The 15,809-nt window shown below is 61.4% G+C and carries 14 protein-coding genes; 9 read left to right on the top strand and 5 right to left on the bottom strand.

All coding sequences use genetic code 11. The features are described 5' to 3' along the window. Window positions 1-114 precede the first annotated feature (114 nt). Window positions 115-2,670, bottom strand: coding sequence for a methyl-accepting chemotaxis protein (locus FHX15_RS10490; RefSeq protein ID WP_184396474.1), 2,556 nt, complete (start codon window positions 2,668-2,670; stop codon window positions 115-117). A gap of 307 nt (window positions 2,671-2,977) precedes the next feature. Here FHX15_RS10490 and FHX15_RS10485 point away from each other — a divergent pair, with 307 nt between their 5' ends. From FHX15_RS10485 to mobB, 3 genes are read left to right on the top strand one after another with little or no spacing between them, the layout of a single operon-like run. Then, complete coding sequence (locus FHX15_RS10485; protein ID WP_184396470.1) at window positions 2,978-3,886, top strand: DMT family transporter; 909 nt, start codon at window positions 2,978-2,980, stop codon at window positions 3,884-3,886. A gap of 31 nt (window positions 3,887-3,917) precedes the next feature. Continuing rightward, on the top strand, window positions 3,918-4,547 hold the full coding sequence (gene mobA / locus FHX15_RS10480; RefSeq protein WP_184396467.1) for a molybdenum cofactor guanylyltransferase MobA: 630 nt from the start codon (window positions 3,918-3,920) through the stop codon (window positions 4,545-4,547). A 31-nt stretch (window positions 4,548-4,578) separates the two neighbouring features. Beyond that, complete coding sequence (gene mobB / locus FHX15_RS10475; protein WP_184396464.1) at window positions 4,579-5,103, top strand: molybdopterin-guanine dinucleotide biosynthesis protein B; 525 nt, start codon at window positions 4,579-4,581, stop codon at window positions 5,101-5,103. A 317-nt stretch (window positions 5,104-5,420) separates the two neighbouring features. Here the strand turns inward: mobB and FHX15_RS10470 are convergent, their stop codons facing one another. Continuing rightward, complete coding sequence (locus tag FHX15_RS10470; RefSeq protein WP_184396461.1) at window positions 5,421-7,718, bottom strand: OmpA family protein; 2,298 nt, start codon at window positions 7,716-7,718, stop codon at window positions 5,421-5,423. Between the two features lie 325 nt (window positions 7,719-8,043). Here FHX15_RS10470 and FHX15_RS10465 point away from each other — a divergent pair, with 325 nt between their 5' ends. The 6 genes from FHX15_RS10465 (at window position 8,044) to FHX15_RS10440 (ending at window position 12,606) form a co-directional block, all read left to right on the top strand. Then, window positions 8,044-8,817, top strand: coding sequence for a transporter substrate-binding domain-containing protein (locus FHX15_RS10465; RefSeq protein WP_184396458.1), 774 nt, complete (start codon window positions 8,044-8,046; stop codon window positions 8,815-8,817). A 113-nt stretch (window positions 8,818-8,930) separates the two neighbouring features. Continuing rightward, complete coding sequence (locus tag FHX15_RS10460; RefSeq protein ID WP_184396455.1) at window positions 8,931-9,737, top strand: ABC transporter permease; 807 nt, start codon at window positions 8,931-8,933, stop codon at window positions 9,735-9,737. After that, a complete protein-coding gene (locus FHX15_RS10455; protein ID WP_184396452.1) occupies window positions 9,734-10,564 on the top strand; it encodes an ABC transporter permease in 831 nt (276 codons plus the stop codon). The genes FHX15_RS10460 and FHX15_RS10455 overlap by 4 nt, the downstream gene beginning before the upstream one ends. Window positions 10,565-10,725: 161 nt before the next feature. Continuing rightward, window positions 10,726-10,992 carry an usg protein gene (locus tag FHX15_RS10450; RefSeq protein ID WP_183830578.1) on the top strand — a complete coding sequence of 89 codons (267 nt, stop codon included), beginning with the start codon at window positions 10,726-10,728 and terminating at the stop codon, window positions 10,990-10,992. Window positions 10,993-11,035: 43 nt separating this feature from the next. Further along, entirely contained in the window at window positions 11,036-11,857 is an 822-nt protein-coding gene (locus tag FHX15_RS10445) for a class I SAM-dependent methyltransferase (protein ID WP_184396449.1), read from the top strand. Between the two features lie 68 nt (window positions 11,858-11,925). Continuing rightward, the gene (locus tag FHX15_RS10440; RefSeq protein WP_184396447.1) at window positions 11,926-12,606 is read left to right on the top strand and encodes a glutathione S-transferase family protein; all 681 of its coding nucleotides are present in this window, start codon (window positions 11,926-11,928) and stop codon (window positions 12,604-12,606) included. Window positions 12,607-12,782: 176 nt separating this feature from the next. On the opposite strand, the gene FHX15_RS10435 is transcribed toward FHX15_RS10440, so the two are convergent. The 3 genes from FHX15_RS10435 to ssuD all read right to left on the bottom strand — a co-directional run bounded on the left by FHX15_RS10435 (window position 12,783) and on the right by ssuD (window position 15,741). Beyond that, window positions 12,783-13,604, bottom strand: a complete 822-nt coding sequence (locus FHX15_RS10435) for an ABC transporter ATP-binding protein (RefSeq protein WP_184396444.1) — start codon at window positions 13,602-13,604, stop codon at window positions 12,783-12,785. Window positions 13,605-13,623: 19 nt separating this feature from the next. Next, on the bottom strand, window positions 13,624-14,475 hold the full coding sequence (gene ssuC, locus FHX15_RS10430; RefSeq protein WP_184396441.1) for an aliphatic sulfonate ABC transporter permease SsuC: 852 nt from the start codon (window positions 14,473-14,475) through the stop codon (window positions 13,624-13,626). Between the two features lie 90 nt (window positions 14,476-14,565). Then, complete coding sequence (gene ssuD, locus FHX15_RS10425) at window positions 14,566-15,741, bottom strand: FMNH2-dependent alkanesulfonate monooxygenase (protein ID WP_184396437.1); 1,176 nt, start codon at window positions 15,739-15,741, stop codon at window positions 14,566-14,568. Window positions 15,742-15,809: the final 68 nt, after the last annotated feature.

Genomic DNA, 15,809 nt, shown 5'->3' with positions numbered 1-15,809 from the left:
TCATCTCCTTTGTTGGACATGTGTTGAAAACGAACGAAAAGCTCAAATGTTCAAAAGAAAGAAACCCGATGTCCGAAGACCGCGGGCCTCTCCAGTCTCATCTGAATTGTCGTGTCAGGCAGCCCTGCCCGCCCAGCGACCCTCGGCACGGCCATAACCATGTACCTCGCCTTCGTCGCCGGTACGGAAGCGGTTGATCTTGTCTGCGAGCATGTCCACGCGCTGGCGCAGGCCGTGGATTTCGGCATTGTTCTCTTCAACCATCGCGGCATTCTGCTGAGTGATCAGTTCGACGTCATGCACGGCCCTACTGACCTCATGAATGCCGGTCGACTGCTCGCCGGTGGCCGCCGAAATCTCGGAGACGAGGCGCTGTACGCCGCTGACATGGCTGATGATTTCAGCAAGCGCCTTGCCGGTTTCCTCGACAAGCTCCACGCCGCTCTGCACCTGGCCGGAACTTGCCGAGATCAGTTCCTTGATCTCGCGGGCGGCCTTGGCGCAGCGCTGCGCCAGTTCGCGAACTTCCTGCGCCACGACCGCAAAGCCGCGTCCCGCTTCGCCGGCGCGTGCTGCTTCCACGCCGGCGTTCAGCGCCAGAAGGTTGGTCTGGAAGGCGATCTCGTCGATCACGCCGATGATGGTGGCGATCTTTTCGGACGAGCGGTTGATTTCGCCCATGGCATCGACCGCCTTGGCGACGACCTCGCCGGAACGGGTGGCGAAAACCTGCGTCTCGTTGACCGATTGCGCCGTCTGCTTGGCACGGTCGGCAGTGGAGCGCACGACATCGCTCAGGTGGCGTAGCGCCCGCGAGCTTTCTTCCAGTGCCGCGGCCTGCTGTTCTGTGCGACGGGCAAGGTCGTCGGCAGAGGATGCGAGATTGCCCGTGCCGCCCTTGATCTCAACGGTGGCGCCGCGCACGTCAGCGAGCGTCTGGCGCAGTGCCTCGACAGCATGATTGTACGTATCGGCCATATCGACGAAATCGGCGGAGAGATCCCGGCGCATGGTGACTTCCAGATTGCCCTGAGCCAGCGCATGCAGCACATCGGAAAGCGCATTCAGCGCCTGCTTCTGCTCGGCCTCGATACGGGCGCGCTCAGCGGCGCGACGGTTGGCCTCGTCGGCGGACAGCGCACGCGCGCTTTCCGCTTCCCTCTCGAGCCGGACGTTTTCGACGGCCGCATCGCGGAACACGGCGACCGAGCGCACCATGTCGCCGATCTCATCGCCGCGATTGCGGCCTTCGATGGCCACTTCGAGATCGCCATTGGCAAGCCGTGTCATGACGTCGGAGACACGCTTCAGCGGGCCGCGCAGCGTCTCCACCAGCATCAGGCTGCCGACGATCGCAAGCAGCGTGCCGAGGATCATCGCGAAGACGGAGACTTGCGCCGAACGCTCGCTGTCCTCCTTGCCGATTTCCTGCGCCTGGCTGACGAACTGACGAAGCGATGCCATGGCGCCGGAGAGGATTTCCGAGGACTGCTGGCGGGCAGCCTTCCAGTCAGCAGCCGCCTTCAGCATGTCGGCCGAGCCTGAGCTCAGAGAAGCCGCGGCGGGAGCAACCTTGTCGGCGAAAGCCTTCATGACGGCGTCATTGGCGCCGAGCGCAGAAATCTTCTTGGCGGTTTCTGTCAGCACCCTGAGGTCGGCGAGAACCACGTCGCGAACAGCGGCATCACGCGCACTCAACATCTGACTGACATGCACCTGTAACCGGTCGGCGCCCTCACGCACCTGATCGACGGAGGTCAAGAGCTCGCGCTGTTCGGCAATGCTCTTGTCGAGGCTGACGAAACGGGCCGACGCCGTGTCGCTGTTCTTTGCCGACTGCAGCGTCATCTGCCCCTCGGTATTGACGAAGCCGGTGAGCAGCGGCGCCATACCGGAGGCTTTCTCATCCGGTGTGCCTTTGCCTTTCAGGAGTGCATCGAGCTTTCCAGCCGTCTCCGCCACCTGCCCAATCAGCGGCTGGCCATCCTTGGAGACCATCGCCCTTGCGGTATCGAGCTGTTTCAGGATCTCGGCGATATGCTGCTGGGCGGCTTCGATCTGCTCCTCGGGCGTAAAGCCCATCTGGATGTCGACGCGCATTGCCCCCATGATATCGGTGAGCGACTTGAAGGCGGCAGAATCGTAAAGCAGCGCCTTGGCGAAAACTTCCTTGTCGGTGAAATCCTTGCGCACGATATCGGTCTGTCGGCCGGCTTCATCGGCCGCGGCCGAGATTGCCTGCACCGTCTTGTTGATGGCGCTGACACTTGCGTCCTCGCTCTGGCGCAGACCCCACAGCAGATCCTGCTGCTTGCGCATGGCGCCGGCAAGACCGCTGACCTTGGTAAGTTGGCTGCGCTGGTCATCGGTCTTCAGGAGGCCGTTGAGACGCACCACGCCGCTCTCCTGCGCATCGATCGCCTTGCCGAGACCGGCCTTGCTCGCATCCGACGGTTCGGAGACGAATTCCTGGAGTGCGGCCTGCAGGTTCTCGAAATCGGAGATGTTCTCGATCGTCGCGCGGGTCACCGTCATGTGCCCGTTCAGGATATTGGCGGTGTGGTAACCAAGGATGCCGACGCCGGCAATCAGCACGACAAGCGGGATGACGAACAGCAGGACCTTGGTGACGATACGACGGCTTTGCAGAAGTCGGTCGATGAAGTGCATGGGAGCGGCGCCTTGAAACGATGTACCGTCCATTCCGCAATCATTCCGGATGGTTCGGCGGCACCCTCCATCATGGAGAGTGGTCGCATCTTTCGCCGAATCGATTGATACAACCTTAATCCGTAACCGAAATATCTTAGAATTATCCTTATATTTCTTATATTTGCCGCAACTGCACAAGGATTCGCTCACCTAACGGCAAGTTGCGTTGCAGTGCAGCGTCGAATTATTGAGAGTGTGACATTCCATCGATTCCCTTGCCGCCCTTTCCCTTCTAAAAAGGCCTGCAAGGTAAGGAATCCCCAGCATGCCCCGATCACGCAATACCGAAGGCGCCATCTATATGAGCATGGCTATGGCGGGCTTCTCCTCGAGCGACGCACTTTCCAAATCCGTCATAGCCTATATGAATGCCGGCGAGATCATGTTTCTGCGTGGCCTCTTCACCAGCATCCTGGTTTATCTGATCGCCTGGAAACTCGATGCGCTGCGGCCCTGGCGCGTCATGCTCAAACCCGTCATCGCGCTGCGCATCACCTGCGAGATCATCGCCGCCGTCACTTACATTACAGCCCTTGGCATGATGCCGATCGCCAACGCCTCGGCGATCCTCCAGTCCCTGCCGCTGGTCGTCACCTTTGGCGCGGCACTCTTCTTCAAGGAACCGGTCGGCTGGCGGCGCTGGATGGCAATCCTTGTCGGCCTCGTCGGCGTGATGATCATCATCCGCCCCGGCCCGGAAGGCTTTACCGCCGCAGCCTTGCTCTGCGTTGCCAGCGTCGCCGCCACCGCCGGCCGCGATCTTGCCACCCGCGGGATCAGCAAGGACATTCCCTCGCTGATGATCACGACGGTCACGGCGGTCTCGGTCGCGATCTTCGGCGCGCTGATGATCCCTTTCCTCGGCGGCTGGGAACCGGTCAGCGTCACCTCGCTTACGCATCTTCTGCTTGCCTCAGTGCTGGTGCTCGTCGGCTACCAGTCGGTCATCCTCGCCATGCGCACCGGCGAGATCTCCTTCGTGGCGCCCTTCCGCTATACGAGCCTGATTTTCTCGGCCCTGCTCGGCTTTTTCTTCTTCGCCGAAGTGCCGGATTTCTGGACGCTGGCGGGCGCCGCCATCGTTATCGCCTCAGGCCTCTATACGTTCTATCGTGAGGCCAAGCGCCATGTGCCGCCGGTCGCGCAGGAATCGGCGCCCCGCTCACCTGTATAAGATGCCCCCGGTGAGAGACTGAGGTAATGTCATGACTGACTTCGTGCTCGACCAATCGACTATTCCGGGTGTTGTCCTAGCCGGCGGGCGCTCGTCCCGCATGGGCCGCGATAAGGCAGCTGTCACCCTTGGCGGTCGCAGCCTGCTTTCGCACGTTCTGTCCCGGCTTGAGCCGCAGGTGAGGCAGATTGCCGTCAATGCCGATGCAGCTGACGGACACAACCTGCCTGTCATCTCCGACCGCATTCCCGGCAAGGCAGGGCCGATGGCCGGAATCCATGCCGCCATGGTCTATGGAGCCGGCCTGCCCGCCACCCATGTCGTCACCGTCTCGGTCGATTGCCCGTTCTTTCCGGCCGATCTCGTCGGCCGGCTTGCCGCTGCCATCGACCATCCGGAACAGATCGCCATCGCTGCTTCCGAAGGCCGCAGCCATCCGGTCTTCGGCCTCTGGCCGACCGCGCTTGCCGGCGATCTGGAGGAATGGATGAAGACCGATGACAAGCGCCGCGTACGCGACTTCCTCTTGCGTCATGACGTTACGGAAGTGCCCTTCCCGTTGCATCCGACCCGCGCCAGCGTTCTCGATCCCTTCTTCAACATCAACACATCAGACGATTTAATCGAAGCCGAACGCTGGCTGGGGGCACTTCGTCCATGAAAGACACCGGTGCATGAAGGAAGATAGGAAGATGACACAGAAGATCTTTGGCATCGCCGGCTGGAAGAACTCGGGCAAGACCGGGCTTGCCGTCCGCCTCGTCGAGGAATTCACCCGTCGCGGCTATCGCATTTCCACCGTCAAGCACGCCCACCACGATTTCGACATCGACAAGGTCGGCGCCGACAGCTATCGCCACCGTCAGGCCGGCGCCCATGAGGTGACGATCGTCTCCGGCACCCGTTATGCCATCATGCACGAGCTGCGCGGCGCGCCCGAACCGAGCTTCGAGGAGATATTGGCGCGGCTGGCGCCTTGCGATCTGGTGCTGATCGAGGGCTACAAGCGCGAGCCGATCCCGAAGATCGAGGCGCGGCGGCTGGAGGCGGCAAGGCGCGATCCTCTGGCCTCTGACGATCCGCACATCGTGGCGATTGCCGCGGATCATCCGGTAGAGGATGCCGGCGGGCTGGCGGTGTTTGATCTCGACGATACGGTCGCAATAGCGGATTTTGTAGCGCGTACGGTTGGGCTTGGGACGCCGGCAGAGGCTTGAGAAAACTCGCAGGTGCCTACCGAGATGAAATGGCTGACGGAGCGCCAAGCGATACCCCCTCTGCCCTGCCGGGCATCTTCCCACAAGGGTGGAGATCGACAAGTGGCTTGACCTTTGCACATCTCTAACCTCGTGCAGCCTGCAACGCTGATTGTTTGGGGAAGCCGCGCCCCCAAGCCACTCTCCCCACCTGTGGAGAGATGCCCGGCAGGGCAGAGGGGGTATCCGACGGCAGGCCTTGTCCTCCTTCCAATATCCACAAAACAAAAAGGCAAGGCCTCGCGACCCCGCCCTCCTTAATCGATATCGGTAACTAATTACCTCTGCGCCACAGGCCGCACCAGAGGCGTCACACGCCGGATGGTCACGCGCCGGTTCTCCTGGTTCGGCCCCAGCGTATTCACTTTCAGATACTGTTCGCCATACCCCTGCGTCGCGAGGTTCTCAGCCGGAATGCCATAGACATCCGTTAGGACATTGGCGACCGATTCGGCGCGCTGGTCGGACAGGATCAGGTTGCTTTCGGCCGACCCCACCGCATCCGTGTGGCCTTCAATCAAGAAGGTCTCGCTCTTGTTCCTGTCGAGCACTTTATTGATCGCATCGGCCACTTTGCGCAGCGTCCGGGCCTGGCTCATCGGGATTTCCGCGCTGCCCGTCGCAAAGGTTATCGTGTCGAGGTCGATGCGGCGGACCTTGTCGCGTATGCGGGCAGAATATTTCACCTCGTTCAGCGAATAGACGCGCTCGACGGGTTCCACAGGCGGCTCGCTCAGGAACTCGTAATAGTCTCGGTCAGGCTCGGTGCTGGTGTCGATGATATAATCGTCCAGCGGCACGCGCAGGCGCATCGGCGGCAGCTCAGCACCCGGATCCTCGAAATAATCGCGATTCGGATCTTCGTAGAGTTCGGGCGAGTAATAGAGAACGTCCTCGCGGCCGCGGGCATCGATACGCGAACGCTGGATGATGTCTCCGTAGCGATTGCGGATCGTCACGATGCGATAGCCCTCGGGCCGTACGATCGTCTCGCGGTAGCGGTCATCCGGAAGCTCCTCATAGATTGGCCGTTCACCGTCGCGTAGGAAACGGCGGTCGTCATCGCTCCGAACCACCGTTCGGTCGCCCAGCTGGATGATGATGCGGCTATCGTTGGTTTGCTCGACGTAATTTGCGCCCTCCGGCCGGGCGAACTGCGGGCGGCTGTCTATACGACGGCCCTGCTCAGCGGTGACCGCTTCCATCTGCACCGGCGCACGCTGCTGCCTGCTGAACGTTTGGGCTTGAGCGTCCGACTTGGGCAGTTGCACCTCCTGGCTTTGCGCGCGCTGAAGGTCGAGGTTGCGACGACCCTCCTGGCCCTGCCTGCGGAAGGCATCCTTGTCGCTGTCAAGGACAGCGGCACCATTTTCGACCGGCAGGATGACCGTCTCGTTGCTCTTGGCCGGATCCTTGGCGATCTCCTTGCGGCGCTCCAACTCCTGCGGTGTCACCTTTTCCGGTGCCGGTATGGTTTGTTCGGCCTGCTGGGGCGCGCCGGCAGCCGGCTGTTCGCCCGGCTGGGGTGCGTTTGCGGCAGGCTGTTGGGGCTGCTGACCGGGTGCCGGCGGCACGGCTTGGCCGGTGGCCGGTTGCTCGCCGGCGGCAGCAGGCTTTTCGGCTGTCGCAGGCTTCTCTGCAGGCGCAGGCTGTTCGGTCCCTGCGGGTTTTCTGGTCGGCGCAGGCGCCTCGCCTGATGGTGCCGCCTGCTCGGTGGCAGCGGGCTTCTCTGCCGGAACAGCAGGCTTCTCAGCAGCGGGCTTCTCCGCCGGCACGGGTTTTTCAGCCGCTGCGGGCTTTTTGGTTGGCGCAGGCGCTTCCCCTGACGGCGCCGTCTGCTCGGTGGCGACGGGCTTCTTGCTACCCTGCTGCGGCTGGGCAGGCGGTTCCGCGGTCTGCTCCGCCGGCTGTTCGGCGGCCTTGGGTTTCTGGCGCGGACGCTGCTTTTCGGCGGGCTGCTGGGCCTCGCCGGCCACAGGGGCCTGTTCGGCCGGCTGCTGCGCCTCCGGTGCTGCCTGCTTGTTACGGTCGCGCGGGCGCTGGCGTGCCGGCTGTTCTGCCTTGGGTTGCTCGGCTTGGGGTTGCTCTGCCTGTGGTGCGGCCGGCTGTTCCGGCTGCGCCTGGCGCTGGCGACGCGGACGCTGGAGATCCTCGGCAGGCGCCTGTTGTTCGGGTGCTGCCTGCTCGGGCTGTGCCTGGCGTTGGCGCGGACGAGCGGGTTCTGCAGCGGCCGGGGGCTGAGCTTCCGGTGCGGCCTTCGGTTCGGGCTCGCGTTGACGCTTGGGCTGCTGTTCCGGTTCTGGCGCGCGCTCGGCGGGTGCTTCACTCTGCCTGGGCTTTTCGGCTGGCGCTTCCTTCGGCCGTTGCTGCTCCTCTTCCAGCTTCTTCTTCCTTTTCAGAAGCTCCTCTTCCGAAGGCGCATCCTGTGCCACCTCATAGCTTCCTTCGACAACCGGGCGAGCTGCGCCCTGCGCTCCACCGCCGGCTGCGGCGTAAGCGCCCATCGGCGGCACCGCCAAGGCAAGGGAAAGCAGCGGAAAGGCCGCGCTGGCAAACAGTCTGGATTTCATGCCCATCAGGGATTCCTCGTCCTTATTCGACTTCAACCGGGACTGACTGTCCCGCAATCACGGCATTTTGTGCACCAAGCGAAGCACAAATCGTTAGAATGCCGATTTGTTCCGAAGGCTAGGAAAGGCGGGATTAACCTTCCCTGAACATCGCGGTCGGCCCCCGTTCATGTCCGCTGTCGGTTGCAGCGCACAATTGCGCGGGGAATTCCTGTTGCAATTTTGCGAAAAAAGGTTTGATTATCGCCGCGAGACGGTGGTGGCACCGTCGAAGTGTGCGGCCGCCGGCGAACAACAAAAAGACCCGGCGATACCAACAGAGAGGATCCTCATGCGCATTTCCACCAAGCTCCTTGCTGCAGCCTCGCTCGCGGCAATGTCCCTTTTTGCCGGCGCGGCTCTCGCCGACGGCGAAAAATACGTGATCGGCACGGACTCGACCTATCCGCCGTTCGAATTCGTCGACGCCAGTGGCACGATTCAGGGCTTCGACATCGATATCGCCAAGGCGCTTTGCGCTCAGATGAAGGCTGACTGCACCTTCGTCTCGACCGACTGGGACGGCATCATCCCGGCGCTGAACGCCAAGAAGTTCGACATGATCGTATCGTCCATGTCGATCACGCCGGAGCGCCTCAAGCTCGTCGATTTCTCCAACAAGTACTACAACACCCCGCCGGCAATCGCCGTGCCGAAGGACTCCAAGGTCACCGACGTTGCCGGCCTCAAGGGCAAGGTCATCGGCGCGCAGACTTCCACGACCCATGCCAACTACGCCGAGAAGCACCTCCCCGACACCGAACTGAAGCTCTACCCGACGGCTGACGAGTACAAGCTCGACGTTTCCAGCGGCCGCGTTGACGCGGTCATCGACGACGTCGTCGTTCTCTCCCAATGGGTCAAGTCCGACGCCGGCTCCTGCTGCAAGATCCTGACGACCCTGCCGGTCGACAAGGAAATCAATGGCAACGGCGCCGGCATCGCCATCCGCAAGGGCGACCCGCTGAAGGAAAAGCTGAATACCGCGATCGCCGCGATCCGCGCCAGCGGCGAGTACAAGAAGATCCAGGACAAGTACTTCGATTTCGACGTTTACGGCGAATGATAAATTCGCTATCTGGCCGATGAAGGAAATGGCGGGAGGCTTGCTCTTCCGCCATTTTTGTTTGACAAAGGTGGCAAGATCAAAACGGCAAAAGCCGTGAGGGGAATTCTGGCATGGGCGGATTGTTTTCCGCGCTCGGCTCCTTCTGGAGCCTGCTTGTGCACATTTTCGACCCGCTCTGCGGACCTGTCGGCATCTTCACGTGGTTTGGTCAGTCGACGATCCTGGCCTGCGGCGACGTCGGCTGGGGCGACGAGATCGCGCTTGGCCTGCAGGTCACCGTTTCGGTGGCGCTCGTCACCCTGCCGATCGGCCTTTTCATCGGTTTCCTCGTGGCGCTCGGCCAGCAGTCAGAGGAAAAGTCGCTCAGGCTGGCGACCGGCATCTACACGACGATCTTCCGGGGGCTGCCGGAGCTGCTGACGCTCTTCATCATCTATTACGGCATGCAGATGCTGATACAGTCTCTTTTGGAACTTGCGGGCTATGAAGGACCACCGGTCGAGATCAACGCCTTCCTCGCCGGCGTCATCGCGCTCTCGGTCGTCTTCTCCGCCTACTGTTCGGAAGTGCTGCTGTCTGCCTTCCGTGCCATCCCCAAGGGCCAGTATGAAGCCGGAGATGCGCTCGGCCTGCATCGCGGCAGAACGCTACGCCTTATCGTCCTGCCGCAACTGATCCGAATCGCCCTGCCCGGTCTCACCAATCTCTGGATGGTGCTGCTGAAAGACACCTCCTATGTCTCGATCATCAGCCTTTCCGATATCCTGCGCCAGACAAGTGTGGCGGTGCGTGTGACTAAGCAGCCCTTCTTTTTCTACGGTATTGCCTGTTGCCTCTACCTGGCGCTCGCCATCCTCTCATCGTTCCTGCTTGTCTATATCGACCGCTGGGCCAAGCGTTCTGAGGTGCGTCGATGAGCTACGCCGAAACGATGATCCCGCCGCAGCCAGCTCCCCGTACAGTGGCAAAGCCGATCACCGGATCCCGGATCGGTGGTTGCATTCTCGTCGCCTTCTGGTCGCTGCTGGCAATCCTCCTGGTCTACACTGTTATTGCTGGCTGGGATCCAGACAAGTTCGCCCGCTACGGGCCGCGCTATCTGAACGGCCTTCGGGTGACGCTCAGCATCGTTGCGCTGTCCGTCTTCTTCGGCGCCATTCTGTCGCTGCCGCTCGCCATGGCCCGCATGTCGAAGGACCCGCTGCTGAATTGGCCGGCTTATGGCTACATCTATTTCTTCCGTGGCACGCCGCTGCTTGCCCAGCTTTTCCTCGTCTATTACGGCCTGGGCTACTACCGCTCGGCCCTGGAAACGATCGGTCTCTGGTGGTTTTTCAAAGATGCCTGGTATTGCGGCGTTTTCGCCATGACCATCAATACTGCCGCTTATCAGGCGGAAATCCTGCGCGGCGCGATCGAAAGCGTTCCGCACGGCCAGCGTGAGGCGGCCGCTGCCCTCGGCATCCACAAGAACATCGCCTTCTGGAAGATCGTCCTGCCGCAGGCGCTGATCGTGGCGTTGCGCCCCTACGGCAACGAGATCATCCTTCTCATCAAGGGATCGGCGGTCGTCGCCATCATCACTGTGCTCGATCTCATGGGCGAGACGCGCTACGCCTTCTCGCGCACCTTCGATTACCAGACCTATCTATGGGCGGCGATCTTCTACCTCGCCATCGTGGAATCCTTGCGCCACGTCTGGAACTGGCTGGAACTACAGCTGACACGTCACCTGAAGCGGTAAGAAGCTTGGCAGCACTCTCCTCTCGCTGCTGCCAAGTCTTTGAAATCAAAAATAAATGGCTCTTTTGCTTCGCATCTGTCAAGCTTCGGTTAACCACGGCATGATTTCATATCATGCTGCGCTAATAAGCGCGGAGTGGGAACAAGAAGAAGTGAGACAAAATGCACAAGGACATGGAAAAGCAGCTTCAGGGTTATGGGCTGACAACTGCCCAGATCCTCTACCGCATGCCGGATCACCCGGCCCTTCTCCAGACCTATATCTGGCAGGACTACGACCTCGCCCCGGACTTTCCGGAAATGCGCGGCTTTCTGAAATTTTGGCAGGAGAAACTGGACGGGCCGCTGCACTCGGTCCGCTATATCCACCGCAGGCTCATTTCGGCAACGGAGTGGCGCTCCCTTAAGGGCGAATTCATATTGCACTGAGATTGCAGTTGCGATGGTAAGCTGCGGGCTCTAAAACGCCCGCATGAGCAAAAAGAAGATCGACGAAGAGGCTCTCGCGGAAGCCTATAACCGCGCTCTCGCGCTTGAAAAAGCCGGTGATATCGATGCAGCCGTGGACGCCTATCAGGAAGTCCTGGCAATCGATCCCGACGACCACGGCGGCGCCGCCGTCCGTATCGCCTCCATGGGCCGCGGCGAAACGCCAGTTCGCGCGCCAGACGCCTATGTCGAAACTCTCTTCGACCAGCATGCCGAAGTCTTTGAAGACGTGCTGGTGGAGCAGCTCGGCTATCATGTGCCGATGCTCGTGCGTCAGCGCTTGCAGGACCTGAAGCTCGGCCCCTTCAAACGCATGCTCGATCTCGGCTGCGGCACGGGTCTCACCGGCAGCGCATTGAATGATCTCTGCGAAGAGATGGTCGGCATCGATATCTCCGAAAACATGGTCGTCATCGCCGACGAGAAGGAAGTTTACGAGACGCTCTTCGTCGCCGAGGTCGAGGATTTCCTCGACGACAATGAAGAAGACCCTTTCGACCTCATCACCGCTACCGATGTGCTGCCCTATCTCGGCGCACTGGAGCCGCTCTTCTTCGGCGCCGCCGAGAATATGAACCCCGGCGGCATCTTCATCTTCTCCTCGGAAACCCTGCCAGAAAAGCTGGCGGACGGCCGGCCCTACATGGTCGGCCCGCACCAGCGCTTCATCCACACCGAGACCTATATCCGCGAGCGCCTCGCCGCCACCGGCTTCGAACTCATCGAGATCTTGGAGATCAACGTGCGCATGCAGGAAGGGCAGCCGAGCCCCGGCCATCTGGTGACGGCGCGCTACACCGGCTGACGGCCATCTGGCTTTTTTGGGGCGCCTTGCTAGTTTCCTGACCTGAAATTCTCAGGAAAGGTCAACGTATGGCGCTTGTTCTCTACCAGCATCCGCTTGCCTCCTTCTGCCATAAGGTGCTGATCGCGCTTTACGAAAACGCGACACCCTTCGAAAACCGCTTCGTCGATCTCGCTGACGAGCAGTCGAGCGCCGACCTTCTGCGCTTCTGGCCGGTCGGCAAGATCCCGCTTTTGCGCGACGAGACGCGTGACAGCACGGTTCCCGAGACCAGCATCATCATCGAATATCTGGACCGGCACTATCCAGGCCCCGTCTCGCTCGTACCCAAGGAGACGAATCCCGGAATGCAGGTGCGTCTCTGGGATCGCTTCTTCGATCTCTATGTGCAGGTGCCGATGCAGAAGATCGTCGTCGACCGGCTGCGGCCGGAAGGATCGAGCGATCCGCATGGCGTCAACGAAGCGCGCGGCATGCTGTCGCTTGCCTACGACATGGTCGAAAAGCAGATCGACGGCAAAGCCTGGGTTACCGGCGACGCCTTCACGATGGCAGATTGCGCCGCCGCACCCGCCCTCTTCTACGCGAGAACGCTGGTGCCGTTTACGGAGAAGCGGCCAGGACTGGAGGCCTATTACCGGCGTCTCCTGGAACGCCCTTCCTTCGCACGCGTGCTGAAAGAGGCGCTGCCCTATTTCAAGTTCTATCCCTATAAGGAGGACCTGCCGGAACCTTTTCGGCCGCGGTAAGCGGCGGGTTAAGCCTACGGAAAGGCAAGCCGCTCATCGACTGTCGCAGCGATCTCTAGCATATCGGTGTTAGGGACACCTTCGGCAACGAATGGATCGTCCTTTACACGCATTTCCAACTCTTCGCGGCCATGCCGTGGGCAAGGATTGCACCGCGCCTTGGAAACAACGGTGGCTCAGTGACCGCCGTCACTGCCGAGGATCGCCGACAGCAGCCGTCCTTCGAGCTCGGCAAGCGCCGGATTGCCGTGGCGGCGCGGATGCGGATAGGGAATGGCGAGATCGAGCGCAATGCGCCCCTCCTCCAGCACGATTACCCGGTCGGCCAGATGCACCGCCTCGCTGACATCGTGGGTGACGAGCACCGTGGTGCATCCGAGTTCGCGCCAGACGCGGTTCAGCAATTGCTGCATGCTGATGCGGGTCAGTGCATCGAGTGCGCCGAGCGGTTCGTCGAGTGCCAGAACGCCGGGCTTGCTGACAAGGGCGCGAGCAAGCGCCACGCGCTGACGCTGACCGCCGGAAAGACGCGCCGGCCATTCGCCGGCTTTTTCGGCAAGCTGCACTTCATCGAGTACAGCCTTGGCTTCTTCCAGTGCGCGCTTCTTCTCGATACCTTCGCCGAGACCGACGACGACATTGTCGGCGACACTGAGCCAGGGCAGAAGCCGCGGCTCCTGGAAAACGATGCGGGCATTGGGCTGGGTTTCGCCACCATCGGCGCCTTCGAAGCGCAACTCACCATCAGTCGGCTCATCTAGGCCCATCAGGATACGCAGCAGCGTGCTCTTGCCGCAGCCGCTCTTGCCGATGACGGCGATGAACTGGCCGGCCGGAATATGCAGGTTGATGCCGCGCAGCACCCGGTTGGCGCCAAAGCTCTTTTCGAGGCCGGAGAGCGTGATCGCTGCGGCACCGGCGCCCGCCGCAATGCTCGGGCTCTCATTATATTCTACTGCTTCCGAAGGATGGAAACGCTCATGCGTGATGACGGTCATGATTTGTCTCCTGTTTGGCCTATTTCGCGTAAGCCGGGTTCCACTTGAGCGTCTGGCGCTCCAATGCGCGGGCAACGACATCGGCAAGCTTGCCGAGCACCGCATAGATGACGAGCGCCAGCACCACGACATCGGTCATCATGAATTCTCGGGCATTGTTGGCCATATGACCGATACCCGAGGAAGCGGCGATCGATTCCGAGACGATCAGCGTCAGCCACATGATTCCGAGCGCATAACGCAACCCGACGAAGATCGACGGCAGGGCGCCGGGGAAGATCACCTTGCGGAACAGCGTCCAACCACTCATGCCGTAGACCTTGCCCATCTCGATCAGGTCGCGATCGACGTTGCGCACGCCATGATAGGTGTTGAGATAGACCGGGAAGAGCACGCCGAGCGAGGTGAGGAAAAGTTTCGACTCCTCGCCGATCCCGAACCAGAGGATGACCAGCGGGATCATCGCCAGATGCGGAATCGTGCGCAGCATCTGCAATGTCGTATCCGTCAGCTGCTCCGAAAGCTTCGAGACGCCATTGGCGATGCCGAGCAGGAAGCCGATGGAGCCGCCGACGAGAAGGCCGGCGAAGGCGCGCGCGGCGCTAACCAGCACGTCCTGAGGCAGCTGCCCGGAAACCGTCGTCGTCCAGAAGGCGGCGGCGACATCGGCGGGCGATGGCATGATGCGCGAGGAGATCCAGCCGGCGGAACAGCCGAGCTGCCAGAGTGCGACGATTGCAACGGGCACCAGATAGGGCAGCAGCTTGTCGCGGCCGGGCAGCGGCAGGCGGAAACCCGCCCTGCCCCGATTCGCTCCGATCTTTTCAGTGCCGGCGGCAGCCCGCGCAAACGGCGTATCGAAAGTCGACATGAATATCTTCCTCGCGCTTTGCTTCAAAGCAATTCCGGGAAACCGTGCGGAGTCTCTTGTCGGAAATTGCACTAGAAAAACCGACTCCCATCAGGAGCCGGAAACGACCTTCAGGTTGCCGCCATGGCTGCCGCCGGCAAAAACCTTCTTGCGGCCGAACTCGTTGTTGAAGCTCAAACGCTGTTCGTCCCTCTCGATGCCGAGTTCCGGGAAGAGCAGTTCGGCAACGCGATAGGCCTCTTCCAGATGCGGATATCCGGAGCCGATTACCGTATCGATGCCGACGTCTTGATATTCCCTGAGGCGTGCGGCGACTGTCTTCGGCGAGCCGACGAGGGCGGTACCTGCGCCGGCACGGACCAGGCCGATACCGGCCCAGAGGTTGGGCGACACTTCGAGCTTGTCACGCCGGCCGCCATGAAGAGCTGCCATGCGCTTTTGGCCAACCGAGTCGGATTCCTTGACAAAGCGCTCCTGCGCTTCGGCGATCGTCTGGTCATCGAGATGGCGGATCAGGCGGTCTGCGGCTTCCCATGCCTCCTCGTCCGTCTCGCGGACGATGAAATGCAGGCGGATGCCGAAGGAAACGTCGCGGCCCTTGCCGGCAGCAGCGGCGCGTACCTTCTGCACCTTCTCGGCAACCTGTGCCGGCGGCTCGCCCCAGGTAAGGTACTTGTCGACGCGGCCGACGGCGAAGTTGATGCCGGCATCCGAGGAGCCGCCGAAATAGAGCGGCGGTCGCGGCGACTGCACCGAGGGGAAACCGAGGCGAGCCTCGGTCGCCTTGATATACTTGCCGTCATAGCTCGCGACGCCCTTTTCGAGCAGCTCTTCGAAGACATGGAAGAATTCGTCGGCATGGGCGTAACGCTCGTCATGCTCCAGATGGATGCCGTCGCCGGCAAGCTCGGCCGGGCTGCCGCCGACAACGATGTTCAGCAACAGGCGGCCGTTGGAGATGCGGTCGAGAGTGGTGGCAAGGCGCGCATAGTAAGCCGGGGACGCCGTGCCCGGACGGATCGCCACCAGAAATTGCAGCTTCTCGGTTTGGGTCGCGAGCGCCGAGGCCATCACAAAGGATTCCTCGCAGGCCACACCCGTCGGCAGCAGCACGCCGGAATAGCCGAGGCGGTCCACAGCCTGGGCGATCTGCGTCAGGTAGCCGATTTCAGGGGCGCGATTGAGATCGGATGAGCCGAGATAGGTTCCGTCACCCGACGTCGGGATGAACCAGAGGAAATTGATCGGGTCGGATGAAGCGGTCATGAGCGCATTCCTTTCTTATAAATGTCTGAAATCGGCTGATATGAGTGATCAGCTTAACCGGCGGCTGT

This window comes from Rhizobium sp. BK650 (assembly GCF_014195325.1).
Lineage (GTDB): Bacteria > Pseudomonadota > Alphaproteobacteria > Rhizobiales > Rhizobiaceae > Rhizobium.
Note: the sequence above shows the minus strand (reverse complement) of the source record. Positions and strands in the feature narration are given on the sequence as shown.

Excerpts from the sequence above, each read along its gene's own strand:
- FHX15_RS10445 (WP_184396449.1), top strand. The coding sequence starts at position 11,036 with ATGAGCAAAAAGAAGATCGACGAAGAGGCTCTCGCGGAAGCCTATAAC.
- mobA (WP_184396467.1), top strand. The coding sequence starts at position 3,918 with ATGACTGACTTCGTGCTCGACCAATCGACTATTCCGGGTGTTGTCCTA.
- ssuD (WP_184396437.1), bottom strand. The coding sequence starts at position 15,741 with ATGACCGCTTCATCCGACCCGATCAATTTCCTCTGGTTCATCCCGACG.
- FHX15_RS10470 (WP_184396461.1), bottom strand. The coding sequence starts at position 7,718 with ATGGGCATGAAATCCAGACTGTTTGCCAGCGCGGCCTTTCCGCTGCTT.
- mobB (WP_184396464.1), top strand. The coding sequence starts at position 4,579 with ATGACACAGAAGATCTTTGGCATCGCCGGCTGGAAGAACTCGGGCAAG.
- FHX15_RS10490 (WP_184396474.1), bottom strand. The coding sequence starts at position 2,670 with ATGCACTTCATCGACCGACTTCTGCAAAGCCGTCGTATCGTCACCAAG.
- FHX15_RS10455 (WP_184396452.1), top strand. The coding sequence starts at position 9,734 with ATGAGCTACGCCGAAACGATGATCCCGCCGCAGCCAGCTCCCCGTACA.
- FHX15_RS10450 (WP_183830578.1), top strand. The coding sequence starts at position 10,726 with ATGCACAAGGACATGGAAAAGCAGCTTCAGGGTTATGGGCTGACAACT.
- ssuC (WP_184396441.1), bottom strand. The coding sequence starts at position 14,475 with ATGTCGACTTTCGATACGCCGTTTGCGCGGGCTGCCGCCGGCACTGAA.
- FHX15_RS10435 (WP_184396444.1), bottom strand. The coding sequence starts at position 13,604 with ATGACCGTCATCACGCATGAGCGTTTCCATCCTTCGGAAGCAGTAGAA.
- FHX15_RS10465 (WP_184396458.1), top strand. The coding sequence starts at position 8,044 with ATGCGCATTTCCACCAAGCTCCTTGCTGCAGCCTCGCTCGCGGCAATG.
- FHX15_RS10485 (WP_184396470.1), top strand. The coding sequence starts at position 2,978 with ATGCCCCGATCACGCAATACCGAAGGCGCCATCTATATGAGCATGGCT.
- FHX15_RS10460 (WP_184396455.1), top strand. The coding sequence starts at position 8,931 with ATGGGCGGATTGTTTTCCGCGCTCGGCTCCTTCTGGAGCCTGCTTGTG.
- FHX15_RS10440 (WP_184396447.1), top strand. The coding sequence starts at position 11,926 with ATGGCGCTTGTTCTCTACCAGCATCCGCTTGCCTCCTTCTGCCATAAG.